We start from the raw sequence: 15,727 nt of genomic DNA, 5'->3' as shown, positions 1-15,727 counted from the left end.
GTTCCGGGCGGTACCGCGGTCAGTCGCGGTCGCCGCCGCCCAGGTGGTGCACCCGGACCATGTTGGTGGTGCCGGGGACGCCGGGGGGCGAGCCGGCCGTGATGACCACGGTGTCGCCGTCGTTGAAGCGGCTCAGCTTCACCAGCTCGGCGTCGACCAGCTCGACCATCGCGTCGGTGGAGTCCACGTGCGGCACGACGTACGTCTCGACGCCCCAGCTCAGCGACAGCTGGTTGCGGGTGTTCTGGTCCGTGGTGAAGGCCAGGATCGGCTGGGCCGCGCGGTAGCGGGACAGCCGGCGGGCCGTGTCACCGGACTGCGTGAAGGCGACCAGCGCCTCACCGTTCAGGAAGTCCGCGATCTCGCAGGCGGCGCGGGCCACGGAACCGCCCTGGGTGCGCGGCTTCTTGCCCGGGACCAGCGGCTGCAGGCCCTTGGAGAGCAGCTCCTCCTCGGCCGCCTTGACGATCTTCGACATCGTCTTGACGGTCTCGATCGGGTACGCGCCGACCGAGGACTCGGCGGACAGCATGACCGCGTCGGCGCCGTCCAGGATCGCGTTGGCCACGTCGGAGGCCTCGGCGCGGGTGGGGCGCGAGTTGGTGATCATCGACTCCATCATCTGGGTCGCGACGATCACCGGCTTGGCGTTGCGGCGGCACATCTCCACGAGGCGCTTCTGCACCATCGGGACCTTCTCCAGCGGGTACTCGACCGCGAGGTCGCCACGGGCCACCATCACCGCGTCGAACGCCGCGACGACGCCCTCCATGTTGGCGACGGCCTGCGGCTTCTCCACCTTGGCGATGACGGGGACCCGGCGGCCCTCCTCGTCCATCACCTTGTGGACGTCCTTCACGTCGTTGGCGTCGCGCACGAAGGACAGGGCGACCATGTCGCAGCCCATCTTCAGGGCGAAGCGCAGGTCCTCGATGTCCTTCTCGGACAGGGCCGGGACGTTGACGGCCGCGCCGGGCAGGTTGATGCCCTTGTGGTCGGAGATGACACCGCCCTCGATGACGATCGTCTTGACCCGGGGGCCCTCGACGTCCATCACCTTGAGCTCGACGTTGCCGTCGTTGATCAGGACCTGGTCACCGCGCGAGACGTCGCCCGGCAGCCCCTTGTACGTCGTGCCACAGATCGACTTGTCACCCGGGACGTCCTCGGTGGTGATGGTGAACTCGTCACCGCGCACCAGCTCGACGGGGCCCTCGGCGAAGGTCTCCAGGCGGATCTTCGGGCCCTGGAGGTCGGCGAGCACGCCCACCGCGCGGCCCGTCTTCTCGGCGGCCGCGCGGACGCGGTCGTAGCGGCCCTGGTGCTCGGCGTGGGTGCCGTGGCTGAAGTTGAAGCGGGCCACATTCATGCCGGCCTCGATCAGCGAGACGAGCTGCTCTTCGGAGTCGACGGCGGGGCCCAGCGTGCAGACGATTTTGGAACGGCGCATGGGGGCGATCCTATCGGTTTGTTTCGCTACGGAATATTCCGTCTGGTGGAATCTACAAATGGGCGGACGGGTGCTCAGGCGTTGCGGTCGTCACGGTCCCCGACCAGCGCGTAGGTCTGCTGCGCGATCTCCAGCTCCTCGTCGGTCGGGACCACGGCGACGGCGACCCGTGCGTACTCCGGCGAGACGATCCGGGCCTCGTCGGAACGTACGGAATTGAGCTCGCCGTCGACCGCCAGGCCCAGCTCCTCCAGGCCCGCGACCGCAGCTTCCCGCACCGGCGCCGCGTTCTCGCCGACCCCGGCGGTGAACGCGATCGCGTCCACCCGGCCGAGCACCGCGTAGTACGAGCCGATGTACTTCTTCAGGCGGTGGATGTAGATGTCGAAGGCGAGCTGCGCCTCCTGGTCGCCCTCGTCGATCCGGCGCCGGATCTCCCGCATGTCGTTGTCGCCGCACAGGCCGACCAGACCGCTCTTCTTGTTGAGCAGGACGTCGATCTCGTCCGCCGACATGGTGCCCACCCGCATCAGATGGAAGATGACGGCCGGGTCGACGTCCCCTGAACGCGTACCCATCACCAGGCCCTCAAGCGGCGTCAGACCCATGGATGTGTCCACGCACACCCCGCCGCGCACGGCCGACGCCGAGGCGCCGTTGCCCAGGTGCAGCACGATGACGTTGACCTCCTCCGGCTCCTTGCCCAGCAGCTCGGCGGTCCTGCGGGACACGTACGCGTGCGACGTGCCGTGGAAGCCGTAGCGGCGGATGCGGTGCTCGTCGGCGGTCTTCACGTCGATCGCGTAGCGCGCCGCGGACTCCGGCATCGTCGTGTGGAACGCCGTGTCGAAGACCGCGACCTGCGGCAGGTCGGGCCGGAGCGCCATCGCCGTACGGATGCCCGTCAGGTTCGCCGGGTTGTGCAGCGGCGCCACCGGGATGAGCCGCTCCACCTCCTTGAGCACCGCGTCGTCGATCACCGTCGGCTGCGTGAAGAACATGCCGCCGTGCACCACCCGGTGGCCGATCGCGGCGAGCTCGGGGGAGTCCAGGCCGAGCCCGTCCCGCGTCAGCTCGTCGGCGACCGCCTTGAGGGCCTCCTCGTGGTCGGCGATCGGCCGGTTCTGCTCCCGGGCCTCGCCGCCCCCGCCGAGCAGCGGCGTGTGCTTGAGCCGGGAGGTCTCCTCACCGATGCGCTCCACGAGGCCCGCGGCGAGCCGCGCGCCGTCGCGCATGTCGAGCAGCTGGTACTTCACCGACGAGGAGCCGGAGTTGAGGACGAGGACACGGGTGGCGGTCACTGAGCGGCTGCCTTTTCGGTCGGGGTCTGGGCCTGGATCGCCGTGATGGCGACGGTGTTCACGATGTCCTGCACGAGCGCGCCGCGGGACAGGTCGTTGACCGGCTTGCGCAGACCCTGCAGGACCGGGCCGACGGCGATCGCGCCGGCCGAGCGCTGCACGGCCTTGTACGTGTTGTTGCCGGTGTTGAGGTCCGGGAAGATCAGCACGCTGGCCTGGCCCGCCACCTCCGAGTCCGGCAGCTTGGTGGCCGCGACGCTGGGCTCGACCGCGGCGTCGTACTGGATCGGTCCCTCGATCCGCAGCTCGGGGCGGAGCGAGCGCACCAGCTCGGTGGCCTCGCGGACCTTGTCGACGTCGGCGCCCGAGCCGGAGGTGCCGGTGGAGTACGACAGCATCGCGATCCGCGGGTCGACGCCGAACTGCTCGGCGGTGGCGGCCGACTGCACGGCGATGTCGGCGAGCTGCTGGGCGTTCGGGTCCGGGTTCACGGCGCAGTCGCCGTAGACGAGGACCTTGTCGGCCAGGCACATGAAGAAGACCGAGGAGACGATCGCCGCGTCCGGCTTGGTCTTGATGATCTCGAAGGCCGGCCGGATCGTCGCGGCCGTGGAGTGCACGGACCCCGACACCATGCCGTCGGCCAGGCCCTCCTGGACCATCAGCGTGCCGAAGTAGTTCACGTCGGCGACCACGTCGTGCGCCAGCTCCACGGTCACGCCCTTGTGGGCGCGCAGCTGCGCGTACTCCTGGGCGAAACGGTCCCGCAGCTCGGAGGTCTGCGGGTCGATGAGCTGGCTGTCCGCGAGGTCGACACCGAGATCGGCGGCCTTCTTGCGGATCTGCTCGACCGGGCCGAGCAGTGTCAGGTCGCACACGCCCCGGCGCAGCAGCACATCGGCGGCGCGCAGCACCCGCTCCTCGGTGCCCTCCGGCAGGACGACGCGACGCTTGTCCGAGCGGGCCTGCTCCAGCAGCTTGTGCTCGAACATCATCGGGGTGACCCGGTCGGTGGACGGGGCCTGGATCGTCTTGAGCAGCCCGGCCGTGTCGACGTACCGCTCGAAGAGGCCGAGGGCCGTCTCCGCCTTGCGGGGCGTCGCCGCGTTCAGCTTGCCCTCCAGCGCGAAGAGTTCGGCCGCCGTGGGGAACGAGCCGCCGGACACCGCGATCACCGGGGTGCCGGGCGCGAGCCGGTCGGCGAGCTTGAGGATCTCCTCGCCGGGCCGCTCGTTCAGGGTCAGCAGCACGCCCGCGATCGGCGGCGTGCCCGCGCTGTGCGCCGCGAGCGAGCCCACCACCAGGTCCGCGCGGTCGCCGGGGGTGACGACCATGCAGCCCGGGGTCAGTGCGTTCAGGAAGTTCGGCAGCATGGCACCGCCGAAGACGAAGTCGAGGGCGTCGCGCGCCAGGCCCGAGTCGTCGCCGAGCAGCACCGTGCCGCCGAGCGCGTGGGTGATCTGCGCGACGGTCGGCGCGGAGAGCGCGGCCTCGTCGGGCAGGACGTAGGCGGGCACCGGGAGACGGGCCTGGAGCCGCTCGTGTATCTCGTCGCGGTCCTCGGGGGCGACCCGGTTGGCGATCATCGCGAGGACGTCGCAGCCCAGGCTGTCGTAGGCGCGGTAGGCGTTGCGGACCTCGGCGCGCACCGACTCGGCCGTCTGCTTCTTCCCGCCGACGACCGGCAGCACGGACGCGCCGAACTCGTTCGCCAGGCGGGCGTTGAGCGCCAGCTCGTCCGGCAGCTGGGTGTCGGCGAAGTCGGTGCCGAGCACCAGCACGACGTCGTAGTCGCGGGCCACGGCGTGGAAGCGGTCGACCAGGAGCGAGAGCAGCTCGTCGGTGCCCTGCTCGGCCTGGATCGCCGAGGCCTCGTGATAGTCGAGGCCGTACACGCTCGCCGGGTCCTGGGACAGGCGGTAGCGCGCCCGCAGCAGGTCGAAGAGCCGGTCGGGGCCGTCGTGGACGAGTGGACGGAAGACGCCCACCCGGTCGACCTGGCGGGTCAGGAGCTCCATGACTCCCAGCTCGACGACCTGGCGGCCGTCGCCCCGGTCGATCCCGGTCACGTACACGCTGCGCGTCACGCGTGCTCTCCGTTCCCCTAGTGGTCCTGCGTCGTCCTACGCGGTCGAACCCGGCTGATCCGGGTCGATCCGGCCTCTTTCGGGCAGAAAAAATGGCCGTAATGGAAGCCATGCCCTCTTGACAATACCTCCGGCGATGGCTAGGTCGCCCGCCGGACAAAAGTCCTGAACAGCAGGGTCCCCGTGCCCGTGGACAGTGTGCCCAAGCTCCCCTCCTGAGCGCGCGCGAACGCGGCGCCCCGCGGAGCGTGGAAGAATCGACCTGGCTCACACGTACCGGCAGCGAGCAGGAGACACAGCACGATGCGTATCGGAGTTCTCACCGCAGGCGGCGACTGTCCTGGCCTGAACGCCGTGATCCGTTCGGTCGTGCACCGCGCCGTCACGCACTACGGCGACGAGGTGCTCGGTTTCGAGGACGGCTACGCGGGACTGCTCGACGGGCGCTACCGGCCCCTCGACCTGAACGCGGTCAGCGGCATCCTCGCCCGTGGCGGCACCATTCTCGGCTCGTCCCGCCTGGAGCGCGACAAGTTCCGCGCGGCGTGCGAGAACGCCAAGCAGCTCGCCGAGGAGATCGGCTTCGACGTCCTCATCCCGATCGGCGGCGAGGGCACCCTCACCGCGGCCCGGATGCTCTCCGACGCGGGCCTGCCCGTCGTCGGCGTCCCGAAGACGATCGACAACGACATCTCCTCCACCGACCGCACCTTCGGCTTCGACACCGCCGTCGGCGTCGCCACCGAGGCGATGGACCGCCTCAAGACGACCGCCGAGTCCCACCAGCGGGTGATGGTCGTCGAGGTCATGGGCCGGCACGCCGGCTGGATCGCCCTGGAGTCCGGCATGGCCGGCGGCGCCCACGGCATCTGCCTGCCCGAGCGGCCCTTCGACCCGGCCGACCTGGTCAAGATGGTCGAGGAGCGCTTCGCCCGCGGCAAGAAGTTCGCCGTCATCTGCGTCGCCGAGGGCGCGCACCCCGCCGACGGCACCATGGACTACGGCAAGGGCGCCATCGACCAGTTCGGCCACGAGCGCTTCCAGGGCATCGGCACCGCCCTCGCCTACGAGCTGGAGAGCCGCCTCGGCAAGGAGGCGCGGCCCGTCATCCTCGGCCATGTGCAGCGCGGCGGCACCCCCACCGCCTACGACCGGGTGCTCGCCACCCGGTTCGGCTGGCACGCCGTGGAGGCCGCGCACCGCGGCGAGTTCGGCAAGATGACCGCACTGCTCGGCACCGACATCTCGATGGTGCCGCTCGCCGACGCGGTCACCGAGCTGAAGACGGTCCCCAAGGACCGCATGGACGAGGCCGAGTCGGTCTTCTAGTCCGTCGCGTTCCCGCACGGATCACGGATCACGGATCACGGATCACGGATCACGGGTTACGGATCCTGGACCAGAACTCGTCCAGGATCCGCTCCAGGAAGTCCCGCCCCGCGTCCCCCGCCTCGGGCGACGAACCGCCGCCCCAGCTCAGCGTCGCGGCCATCAGCGCCTGGTACTCCAGGTGCATCTCGTGCAGCACGTCCTCCGTCTCGCGCCGCTGCACGGGTACGAGCCGGGTCACCGGCCGCACATAGCCCTGCCAGCGGGTGGTCGCCGCGCTGCGCAGCAGTTCCGTCAGCTGTCCGTCCCGCCCGGTCACCGTCGCGAACGCGCGCGGCGCGAGCCGCAGCGTCCCGGCGAGCGCGCTCGACTGACGGTCGGTGCCCCGCCACTCGCCGGTCTCCTCCATGCGCAGATACGCGTGGATCTCGATGCCGACATCCCGCGCCACGTCCTCCGGGGGCAGCCCGAGCGCGAGCCGGTGCTCGCGCAGCGTCCGCGGGGCGCCGATGAGTTCACCCGGCGAGCACCACAACGCCCCGGCGAGCGCGGTGAGTTCACCCGCCGTGGGCGACGCGTCGCCGCGCTCCCAGGCGATGATGATCTCCGGGGTGATGTGCGCGAGCCCGTAGGAGGCGCGCATCCCGTACGCGACATGGCCCGGCGCCATCCCGAGCGCCTCACGGAGGCGGCGGGCGGCGGAGGCGTTGAACGGTGGGGTGGGCTGATGCGCCGCGGCGGTGTGCTGCACGGGCACAAAGTAGGGGGGAACGGGCCGCTTGGCTACGGTGTGTTCGTCTTGCGTGACATATCGTAGGAACGTACAGCCGTGGTTTCGGTCAGCCCTTGACGGCACCGCCGAGCGCGAAGCCCCCGCCGAAGCGGCGCGACACCAGGACGTACAGCAGGATCACCGGCGTCGAGTAGATGATCGAGAACGCCGCGAGCTGGCCGTAGACCACCGTGCCGCGGTTGCCGAAGAAGTCGTTGATGCTGACCGACGCCGGCATCTGGTCGGGGGAGAGCAGCAGCATGAACGGGACGAAGAAGTTGCCCCACATCATGGCGAAGCAGAACACCGTGACGACGGCGATCCCCGGCCCCATCAGCGGCAGCACGATCCGCACCAGCGACTGGAAGGTGCCCGCGCCGTCCGTCCAGGCCGCCTCCTCCAGCTCCTTCGGGACGCCGTCCATGAAGTTCTTCATCAGCCAGATGGCGAAAGGGAGTTGGGACGCGGTGAAGAAGTAGATGGTGCCCGCCATCGTGTCGATCAGGTTCACCTGCACGAACAGCGCGTACACCGGGACCATGATCGCCGTGATCGGCAGACACGTGGCGAACAGGATCGTGCTCAGGTACGGGGTGTTCAGGCGCGAGCGGTAGCGGGACAGCGGATACGCGGCGAGCGCCGCGCAGGCGACGGTGAGGGCCGTCGCGCCACCGCACAGGATCAGGCTGTTCAGCAGTGGGGTGAAGGTGATGTCCGGCTTCAGGATCGCGTCGAAGTTGTCGAACGTGGCATGCGCCGGCAGCTTCACCTTGAGGTTCGCGTCGGCGTCGAGCGAGGACAGGACGACCCAGGCCAGCGGCAGCGCGAAGGCGAGGGCTACCAGCAGCAGCGTCGCGTCGGCCGTCAGACGGGTACGGGTACGTCGGCGGGTCACTCATGCCTCCGAGCGCAGCAGGCGCATGTAGACCAGCGAGAACAGGGCACCGACGACGAGCAGGAGCAGGGCGACCGCGGTGCCGTAGCCGATCATGCTCTTCTGGAAGGCCTGCTCGTACATGAACAACGGGAGGGTCTGGCTGCGATTGCCGGGCCCGCCGCGGGTCATCACCCAGATCAGACCGAAGACGGACAGCGTCTGCAGGGTGTTGAGCATCAGGTTCGTGCCGATGGAGCGGCGGATCATCGGCAGCGTGACGTGCCACAGCCGCTGCCAGGCGTTCGCACCGTCGACCTCGGCGGCCTCGGTGACCTCCTTCGGGATCTCGGAGAGCGCCGCCGAGTAGACGAGCATCGAGAAGGCCGTGCCGCGCCACACGTTCGCGAACGACACCGCGAGGATCGGCAGCGTGAACAGCCAGTTCTGGCCGGGCAGATGGAGCCAGTCGAGGATCGCGTTGAGGGTGCCCTCGCGGCGGAAGAAGGCGTAGAGCAGGAAACCGGCGACGACCTCCGGCAGCACCCACGCCGTGACGACCACGGCCCCCGTGACCGTGCGGACCGGTTTCGAGGCGCGCTGCATCAGCGCCGCGAGGGCCAGGCCCAGCGTGTTCTGGCCGACGATCGACGACAGGAACGTGAAGACGAGGGTGAGCCGGACGGCGTTGAGGAAGGCGTCGTCCTCGAACGCGGCCCGGAAGTTGTCGAAGCCGACGAACGACGACTCGGCCTGCCCGGTCAGCTGGAGATCGGTGAAGGCGATATAGGCGCAGTAGGCGATCGGCCCCGCGAGGAACAGGACCATGATGATCGTGGCGGGGGCGATCGGGAGGGCTCGCAGTGCTGTGGTGCGACGGGTCACGAGGTTGCGGTCACCTTTCGTTCCGGCCCCCGCGGCGTGCGAGGAGCGGGGCCCGGGACAGCGCCCCGGGCCCTCGACGCGGAGGGGCTCAAGGCTTCTCGACGACCTTGCCGTCCGCCGCCGTCTTCACCTGCTCGTCGTACGTCGCCGCCGCCTTGTCCACCGAGGCGTCACCGGTCGTCACCGACTCCATCGCCTCCTGGATCGCCGTGGAGACCTTCGGGTACGCCGGATAGGCCGGGCGGTAGTGCGTCGTGGCGACCAGGTCCGTGAAGAACTTGATGCCGGGCTGCGCCTTCACGTACTCGGGGTCCGCGGCGACGTCCTTGCGGACCGAGATGCCGGAGTTGGCGATGTACCAGCGCTGCGCGTTCGCCTTGGTCTGCATCGTCTTGATGAACTCGAAGGCGAGGTCCGGGTTGCTCGACTTGGCCGGGATCGCCCAGGTCCAGCCGCCGGACATGGAGACCTTGCCGGGCGCCTGCCCGTTCTGCGTCGGCATGTGGGCGAGGCCCAGCTTCTGCGACCACTCGGGCCATTCGTGCCCGGCGCCCTTGATCCAGTCCTGCGGGAGCCAGGACCCGTCGAGGTCGATGGCGAGCTTGCCCTTGGGCAGGAGATCACCGCGGACGGTGGTGCCGATGTTCGGGTCGAGCGCGTCGGAGACGTCGGGGCCGAGCTTCTCCTTGTAGACCGTCTCGACGAACTCCAGGCTGTCCTTGAAGGCCTGTGAGCCGGCCACCCACTTGCCGGACGACTTGTCGTAGAGCGGATCCGAGCCGCCGTCGCCCGTGCCGTACAGCAGCATCTCGAAGCCCTGCATCGTCGACTGCTCGCCGCCCGGCTTGCCGGTGTAGACGTTCAGCGGGGTGACACCGGGGACCTTCTTCTTGATGGTGCGGGCCGCGTCGAGGACCTCGTCCCAGGTCTTCGGCTGCCAGGGGGTCTCGATGCCCGCCTTCTTCAGGGTGGCCTTGTCGTACCAGAGGCCGCGGGTGTCGGTGCCGTCCGGAACGCCGTACGTCTTCCCGTCCTCGGCCTTCGCGGCGGTCTTCGCGGTGTCGATGAACTGGTTCCAGTCCGACCACTTGTTCAGATACGTGTCCAGGGGCCTCAAGTACCCGCTGGTGATGTCGGAGTTGATGAGGAACGTGTCCTCGTAGACCAGGTCAGGGGCCGTCTTCGGCGACCGGAGCATCTGCTGGAGCTTGGTGTAGTAGTCGGCGTCGGCGGCCTTGATCGGCACGAGTTCGACCTTCTTGCCCGGGTTGGCCTTCTCGAACTGCTTCTTCATCGCGGCCAGATAGATGTCCGGGACCCGGCTCTTGTTGTCCGTGGACTGCTTGAACGAGACCTTGATCGTGTTCGAGTCGCTGCCGGAGCCGCCGCCACAGGCGGTGAGCGTTCCGGCGGCCAGCAGGGCAGTGGCGACGAGGAGCGGGGCGGTGGGGCGCACGGGCACGACCTCCTACGGAGCGCCGCGGGCATCGTTGCCTCGCGGGGCTGCCCGTGAACGTAAGGGCCCGTTCGTCGCAAGGTCAATGGGTGTGCGGCGACGCACGTCACCACGGTGACAACGTTGTTGTCGAGTCCGGGGAGCCGAGTGGAAAGTTAGGTAAGGCTAAGCTAAGTTAATCTTCGGTTGGTCTCGCAACACCCCTGTCCCTGAAGGAGATTGACGCCGCATGCCTCGCATCACGCCCAGGATCCGTCGTTCCGCCGCCGCCGTGGTGGCTCTCGTCGCGGGTGCGACGACGGCCCCGGCCGCCGTCGCCACGGCCGGCACCGGAGCCCCCGCCGCCGTCTCCGCCCCCGTCACCAAAGGCCTCTACCAGTCGGCGTACTCGGAGCGGAACCACGTCCTGTGGACCGCGTCGGCCGTCGGCCGGCCCCCGGTGACCACCTCCGCGCTGAGCAAGGTCGACCCGAAGACCCTGAAGGTGCTGGCCACCTGCACGCCGCCGGTCACCGACGCGGCCACCGGCGCCCTCGAGGCGGTCTACGGCATCGCCGTCGACGACGAGCACAACACCGTCTGGGTCACCAACACCCGCAACAACAGCGTCGCCGTCTACAGCCAGCGCGACGGCGCGCACCTCGCGACCCTGCCGAACGTCGCCCACGCCCGCGAGATCGTCGTCGACGAGAAGCACGACACCGTGTGGGCGAGCGGCTTCGGCGACGGCAGCCTGGTCGCCTTCGACAGCCGCACCTACGCGGAGAAGAAGCGCGTCACCGTCGAGGGCGCGGGCCCGACCGGCCTCGCCGTGAACGAGCGCACCGGCACGGTCTACGCCGCCGACCTCACGAACGACCAACTCATCGAGGTGGCCCGGAAGTCCGCCACGCCGCGGCTCATCCCGACCGGCGACGGCCCCCTCTCCGTGGCCCTCTCCAAGAACGGCCGCACCGCCTACACGGCCGACAACACCGCGGGCACCGTCTCCGTCGTCGACCTCGACAAGGGCCTGGTCAGCAAGTCCGTCCCGACCGGCGCCGGCCCGCTGTCCGTGGCCGCCGACGACCGCTCCGGCGCCGTCGTCGCCGTCAACCGCACCGACGCCACCGCGACCGTCGTCGACCCGCGCAAGGGCACCGTCGTCAAGACCGTCACCACCGGCGCCAACCCCAACCACGTCGAGATCGCCCACGGCACCGCCTACGTCGTCGACAAGTCCGGCACGGGCCCGACGGGCGAGGACCTGCTCACCCGCTTCCGGGTGCGCTGACCGCTACTTCCAGCAGTAGATCAACTCGGGCCGGCCGACCTGCCCGTACTGCGGACTGCGCACGGCCAGCCCCGCGTCGACCAGATGCTCCAGATAGCGGCGCGCGGTGATGCGCGAGATACCGACCGTCCCGGCGGCCGCCGCCGCTGTCACGCCCTCGGACGCGGCCTCGCGCACCGCCTGCGTCACCCGCTCCAGCGTGGGCGCGCTCAGCCCCTTGGGCAGGGCGGCCGGAGCCGGGGAGCGCAGGTTGGCCAGGGCCCGGTCGACCTCGTCCTGCCCGGTCGCCTCGCCGCTCGTCGTGCGGTACTCGGCATAGCGCGCCAGCCGGTCCCGCAGCGTGGCGAACGTGAACGGCTTCAGCACGTACTGGACGACACCCAGCGAGACCCCCTCCCGCACGACCGCCAGATCACGGGCCGACGTCACCGCGATGACGTCCGCCTGGTGCCCCGCGGCACGCAGCGACCGGGCCAGCGCGAGACCGTGCCCGTCCGGCAGGTGCAGATCGAGCAGGATCAGGTCGACCGGCGCCCGGTCCAGCGCACGACGCGCCTCGGCGGCCGTATGGGCCTTGGCGACGGTCACGAAGCCGGCCACACGGTTCACATAGAGGGCATGGGCGTCGGCCGCCACCGGGTCGTCCTCCACCACCAGGACTCTGATCTGCGGATCCGTCATGACATGCCGTCCTGGGTCGTGGTCGAGGCCGTGCGCACAACGCCCGGCGCGGGAATACTGCCGGCCCTGGCCGCCCCCTTCAGAGGCAGCGCCACCGTGAACTCGGCTCCGCCGTCCGGCGGTTGGGTCAGCTCCAGGGTGCCCGCGTTACGGCGCACCGCCTGCCGTACGAGAGCGAGGCCGAGCCCCCGCCCGCCCGGACCGGCCGGCTTCGTCGACCAGCCCCGCTCGAACACGGCGTCCGCGTGCTCCGGATCCACCCCGGGACCGGTGTCCCTGACCCGCAGCAACAGGGCGTCGGACGTGGCCCGGGCCGTGACGGTGACCCGGGCGCGCGGCGAGCCCTGCGCCGCGTCGACCGCATTGTCGACGAGATTGCCGAGGACCGTGACCAGGTCCCGCGCCGCCAGCTCCGGCGGCAGCAGCCCGTCGTCGATCCGCGTATCGGCGGACACCACCAGCTCCACCCCGTGCTCATTGGCCTGCGCCGCCTTGCCCAGCAGCAGCGCGGCCAGCACCGGCTCGCTGACGGCACCGACGACCTGATCGGTCAGCGTCTGGGCCAGCTCCAGCTCCGCGGTGGCGAAGTCCACGGCCTCCTCCGCGCGCCCCAGCTCGATCAGCGACACGACCGTGTGCAGCCGGTTCGCCGCCTCATGGGCCTGCGACCTGAGCGCCTGCGTGAACCCCCGCTCCGAATCCAACTCGCCCATCACCGACTGCAGTTCGGTGTGATCGCGCAGGGTCACGACCGTGCCGCGCCGCTCACCGCTGGCCACCGGCGAGGTGTTCACGACCACGACCCGGTCGGCGGTCAGATGCACCTCGTCGACCCGCGGCTCGGCCGCCAGCAGCGCACCGGTCAGCGGCGCGGGCAGCCCCAGCTCGGCGACGCCCCGGCCCACCGCGTCCTCACCGACACCGAGCAGCGCCCGGGCCCCGTCATTGATGAGCGCCACCCGCCGCTGCCCGTCGAGCATGACGAGCCCTTCCCGCACGGCGTGCAGCGCGGCCTGGTGATAGGCGTGCATCCGGCTCAGCTCGGTGGCGTTCATCCCGTGGGTGTGACGGCGCAGCCGGGCGTTGATGACGTACGTGCCGATACCGCCGAGCACCAGCGCCGCCCCCGCCACCCCGGTCACCGCGAACACCTGACCGCGGGCCTGCGCCGTGATCTCGTCGATGGTGATCCCGGCGCTGACCAGGCCTACAATCCGGTTCCCCGAGTCCCGGACCGGAGTGATGACCCGCACCGACGGCCCCAGGGTCCCGGTGTACGTCTCCGCGAACGTCCGCCCCCGGAGCGCCGGCCCGATGTGCCCGAGGTACCGCTTGCCGATCCACTTCTCCGTCGGATGCGTCCACCGGATGCCCCGCGGATCCATGATCGTCACGAAGTCGACGCCGGTATGACGCTGCACGTCCAGGGCGTACGGCTGCAGGGACACCGTCGGATCCCCGGCCCCCGTGATCGCCTCGCGCACCGAGGGGGCGTCGGCCACCGCCGTCGCCGCGGCCGTCGCCTGCCGCCGCGCCGCGGTCTCCGCCTGGTTCCGGTCACTGACGTACGTGAACAGCGCGCATCCCGCGACCACGACCGCGACGAGCACGGCCTGCATCGCGAAGAGCTGGCCCGCCAGGCTGCGGGGGAGGGGGAGACGCATGGCGCCAGTCTGCCCGCTCGTACAAGTGCGAACTAAATGAACGGAAGGGTGACGGTCCTCACGGGCTGGGAGATAGTCACCGGGATCCGCAGACCGTGAGCCGCACGGCCCCTGCGTACGTGAACCCTTCCGGAACCCCCTCAACGGGCCCCTTTCCGGAACCCCTTCCGAATCGTTCCAGTACGCCGACGTCGTCGTCAGGAGGAACCGTGGCCGAAACCGGGACCAAGACCACGCCCCCCGCCGCCAAGCGGGACCGCACGCACTATCTCTACATCGCCGTCATCGTGGCGGTGCTGCTCGGCATCGCCGTCGGCTTCATCTGGCCCGACTTCGCCAAGGAGCTCAAGCCCATCGGCACGGGCTTCGTGAACCTGATCAAGATGATGATCTCGCCCATCATCTTCTGCACGATCGTGCTCGGCGTCGGCTCGGTACGGAAGGCCGCGAAGATCGGCAAGGTCGGCGGCCTCGCCCTCGGCTACTTCATCGTCATGTCGGTCGTCGCCCTGGCCATCGGCCTCCTCGTCGGCAACATCCTGCACCCCGGCGACGGCATGCACCTGACCGAGGCCACCAAGGAGGTCGGCCACACCGCGGCGGAGGACGCCGCGGAGGGCCCGGTCGACTTCATCCTCGGCGTCATCCCGACGACGCTGGTCTCCGCCTTCACCGAGGGCGAGGTCCTGCAGACCCTCCTCGTCGCCCTCCTCGTCGGCTTCGCCCTCCAGGCCATGGGCCGCGCCGGCGAGCCGGTCCTGCGCGGCGTCGAGCACATCCAGAAGCTCGTCTTCCGCGTCCTCGGCATGATCATGTGGGCCGCCCCGCTCGGCGCGTTCGGCGCGATGGCCGCCGTGATCGGCGAGACCGGCGTCGACGCACTCAAGGCACTCGCCACGATCATGATCGGGTTCTACGTCACCTGCGCCCTGTTCGTGGGCATCGTCCTGGCGGCGATCCTGCGACTGGCGACCGGATACAACATCTTCTCCCTGCTGAAGTATCTGGCCCGGGAGTTCCTGCTGATCCTGTCGACGTCGTCCTCCGAGTCGGCCCTGCCGCGCCTCATCGCGAAGATGGAGCACCTGGGCGTGAGCCGTCCGGTCGTCGGCATCACCGTCCCGACGGGCTACTCCTTCAACCTCGACGGCACCATGATCTACCTGACCATGGCGTCCCTGTTCATCGCCGACGCCATGGACCAGCCGATGAGCGTCGGCCAGCAGATCGGCCTGCTCCTCTTCATGATGATCGCGTCGAAGGGCGCGGCAGGCGTCTCCGGCTCCGGCATCGCGGTGCTCGCGAGCGGACTGCAGTCCCACAAGCCGGCACTGGTCGACGGGGTCGGCCTCATCATCGGCATCGACCGTTTCATGAGCGAGGCGCGCGCCCTGACGAACTTCGCGGGCAACGCGGTGGCCACGCTGCTGATCGGCACCTGGACCGGCGAGGTCGACCGGGACCGGGTCAAGCGGGTGCTGGCCGGCGATCTGCCGTTCGACGAGCGGACCCTGCTGGACTCCAAGGACGGCGACACGGACGTCCCCGAACCACGGGACGGCGGGGCCGGCACGGGAGCCGGAACCAAGGAGCCCGTGGGGGCCTGACCTGGTCATTCCCCGAGCGGGGTCCGGTGCGCCGTGTCGCACCGGACCCCGCTTTTGTCGTACCGGGCCACGTGGCGTAGAGTCCTGCGAGTTGTCCGGGTCACCACGGCTCACGGCAGCGCTCCCGCCGCTGAAGCGGCACCCAAACCACCAGCACGATCTCCCCCTGGGATTGATTTCGGCTTGCCCGAATTCAATTCGATTTCGGGGCGCGTCCGGCCTGATCGACCCGATTAGGAACCGCCGCGAGGATCCGCTAAAGTCTGGGACGTCGGAACGGCCCAACAGCCGCGAAGACAAACCCGGTTGACAGGGAATCAGGCCCGAAAGGATCTGATAGAGTCAACA

Annotated in this window: 12 protein-coding genes; 3 read left to right on the top strand and 9 right to left on the bottom strand. The window is 69.8% G+C overall.

Going from position 1 to position 15,727, the window contains the following annotated elements; genetic code table 11:
- Positions 1 to 19: 19 nt before the first annotated feature.
- The 3 genes from pyk to pta all read right to left on the bottom strand — a co-directional run bounded on the left by pyk (position 20) and on the right by pta (position 4,838).
- Positions 20 to 1,450 (bottom strand): pyruvate kinase, encoded by a 1,431-nt coding sequence (pyk, locus tag ACQUQD_RS13165; RefSeq protein WP_428952241.1) that lies wholly within the window; start codon positions 1,448 to 1,450, stop codon positions 20 to 22.
- 74 nt (positions 1,451 to 1,524) lie between these two features.
- Positions 1,525 to 2,751: an acetate kinase gene (locus ACQUQD_RS13160; protein WP_428952240.1), complete on the bottom strand. Its 1,227-nt coding sequence runs from the start codon at positions 2,749 to 2,751 to the stop codon at positions 1,525 to 1,527.
- Complete coding sequence (pta, locus tag ACQUQD_RS13155) at positions 2,748 to 4,838, bottom strand: phosphate acetyltransferase (RefSeq protein WP_428952239.1); 2,091 nt, start codon at positions 4,836 to 4,838, stop codon at positions 2,748 to 2,750. Before pta ends, ACQUQD_RS13160 begins: the two co-directional genes overlap by 4 nt.
- A gap of 303 nt (positions 4,839 to 5,141) precedes the next feature.
- On the opposite strand from pta, the gene ACQUQD_RS13150 reads away from it, so the two are divergent.
- A complete protein-coding gene (locus ACQUQD_RS13150; RefSeq protein WP_428952238.1) occupies positions 5,142 to 6,167 on the top strand; it encodes a 6-phosphofructokinase in 1,026 nt (341 codons plus the stop codon).
- 49 nt (positions 6,168 to 6,216) lie between these two features.
- Here ACQUQD_RS13150 and ACQUQD_RS13145 read toward each other — a convergent pair whose 3' ends face one another.
- From ACQUQD_RS13145 to ACQUQD_RS13130, 4 genes are all read right to left on the bottom strand, one after another.
- Complete coding sequence (locus tag ACQUQD_RS13145; protein WP_428957543.1) at positions 6,217 to 6,837, bottom strand: XRE family transcriptional regulator; 621 nt, start codon at positions 6,835 to 6,837, stop codon at positions 6,217 to 6,219.
- Between the two features lie 169 nt (positions 6,838 to 7,006).
- A complete protein-coding gene (locus ACQUQD_RS13140; RefSeq protein WP_428952237.1) occupies positions 7,007 to 7,834 on the bottom strand; it encodes a carbohydrate ABC transporter permease in 828 nt (275 codons plus the stop codon).
- Positions 7,835 to 8,698, bottom strand: a complete 864-nt coding sequence (locus ACQUQD_RS13135; protein ID WP_428952236.1) for a carbohydrate ABC transporter permease — start codon at positions 8,696 to 8,698, stop codon at positions 7,835 to 7,837.
- 88 nt (positions 8,699 to 8,786) lie between these two features.
- Positions 8,787 to 10,160, bottom strand: a complete 1,374-nt coding sequence (locus ACQUQD_RS13130; RefSeq protein WP_428952235.1) for an extracellular solute-binding protein — start codon at positions 10,158 to 10,160, stop codon at positions 8,787 to 8,789.
- Positions 10,161 to 10,383: 223 nt separating this feature from the next.
- Between ACQUQD_RS13130 and ACQUQD_RS13125 the strand changes: the two genes are divergently transcribed.
- Positions 10,384 to 11,427 carry a YncE family protein gene (locus tag ACQUQD_RS13125; RefSeq protein WP_428952234.1) on the top strand — a complete coding sequence of 348 codons (1,044 nt, stop codon included), beginning with the start codon at positions 10,384 to 10,386 and terminating at the stop codon, positions 11,425 to 11,427.
- Positions 11,428 to 11,430: 3 nt separating this feature from the next.
- Here ACQUQD_RS13125 and ACQUQD_RS13120 read toward each other — a convergent pair whose 3' ends face one another.
- Both ACQUQD_RS13120 and ACQUQD_RS13115 read right to left on the bottom strand, forming a co-directional pair.
- The gene (locus tag ACQUQD_RS13120) at positions 11,431 to 12,108 is read right to left on the bottom strand and encodes a response regulator (RefSeq protein WP_428952233.1); all 678 of its coding nucleotides are present in this window, start codon (positions 12,106 to 12,108) and stop codon (positions 11,431 to 11,433) included.
- Complete coding sequence (locus ACQUQD_RS13115) at positions 12,105 to 13,772, bottom strand: sensor histidine kinase (protein ID WP_428952232.1); 1,668 nt, start codon at positions 13,770 to 13,772, stop codon at positions 12,105 to 12,107. The genes ACQUQD_RS13120 and ACQUQD_RS13115 overlap by 4 nt, the downstream gene beginning before the upstream one ends.
- Positions 13,773 to 13,981: 209 nt before the next feature.
- On the opposite strand from ACQUQD_RS13115, the gene ACQUQD_RS13110 reads away from it, so the two are divergent.
- Positions 13,982 to 15,379 (top strand): cation:dicarboxylate symporter family transporter, encoded by a 1,398-nt coding sequence (locus ACQUQD_RS13110; protein ID WP_428952231.1) that lies wholly within the window; start codon positions 13,982 to 13,984, stop codon positions 15,377 to 15,379.
- Positions 15,380 to 15,727: the final 348 nt, after the last annotated feature.

The organism is Streptomyces sp. cg35, assembly GCF_050410835.1.
GTDB lineage: Bacteria > Actinomycetota > Actinomycetes > Streptomycetales > Streptomycetaceae > Streptomyces.
Note: the sequence above shows the minus strand (reverse complement) of the source record. Positions and strands in the feature narration are given on the sequence as shown.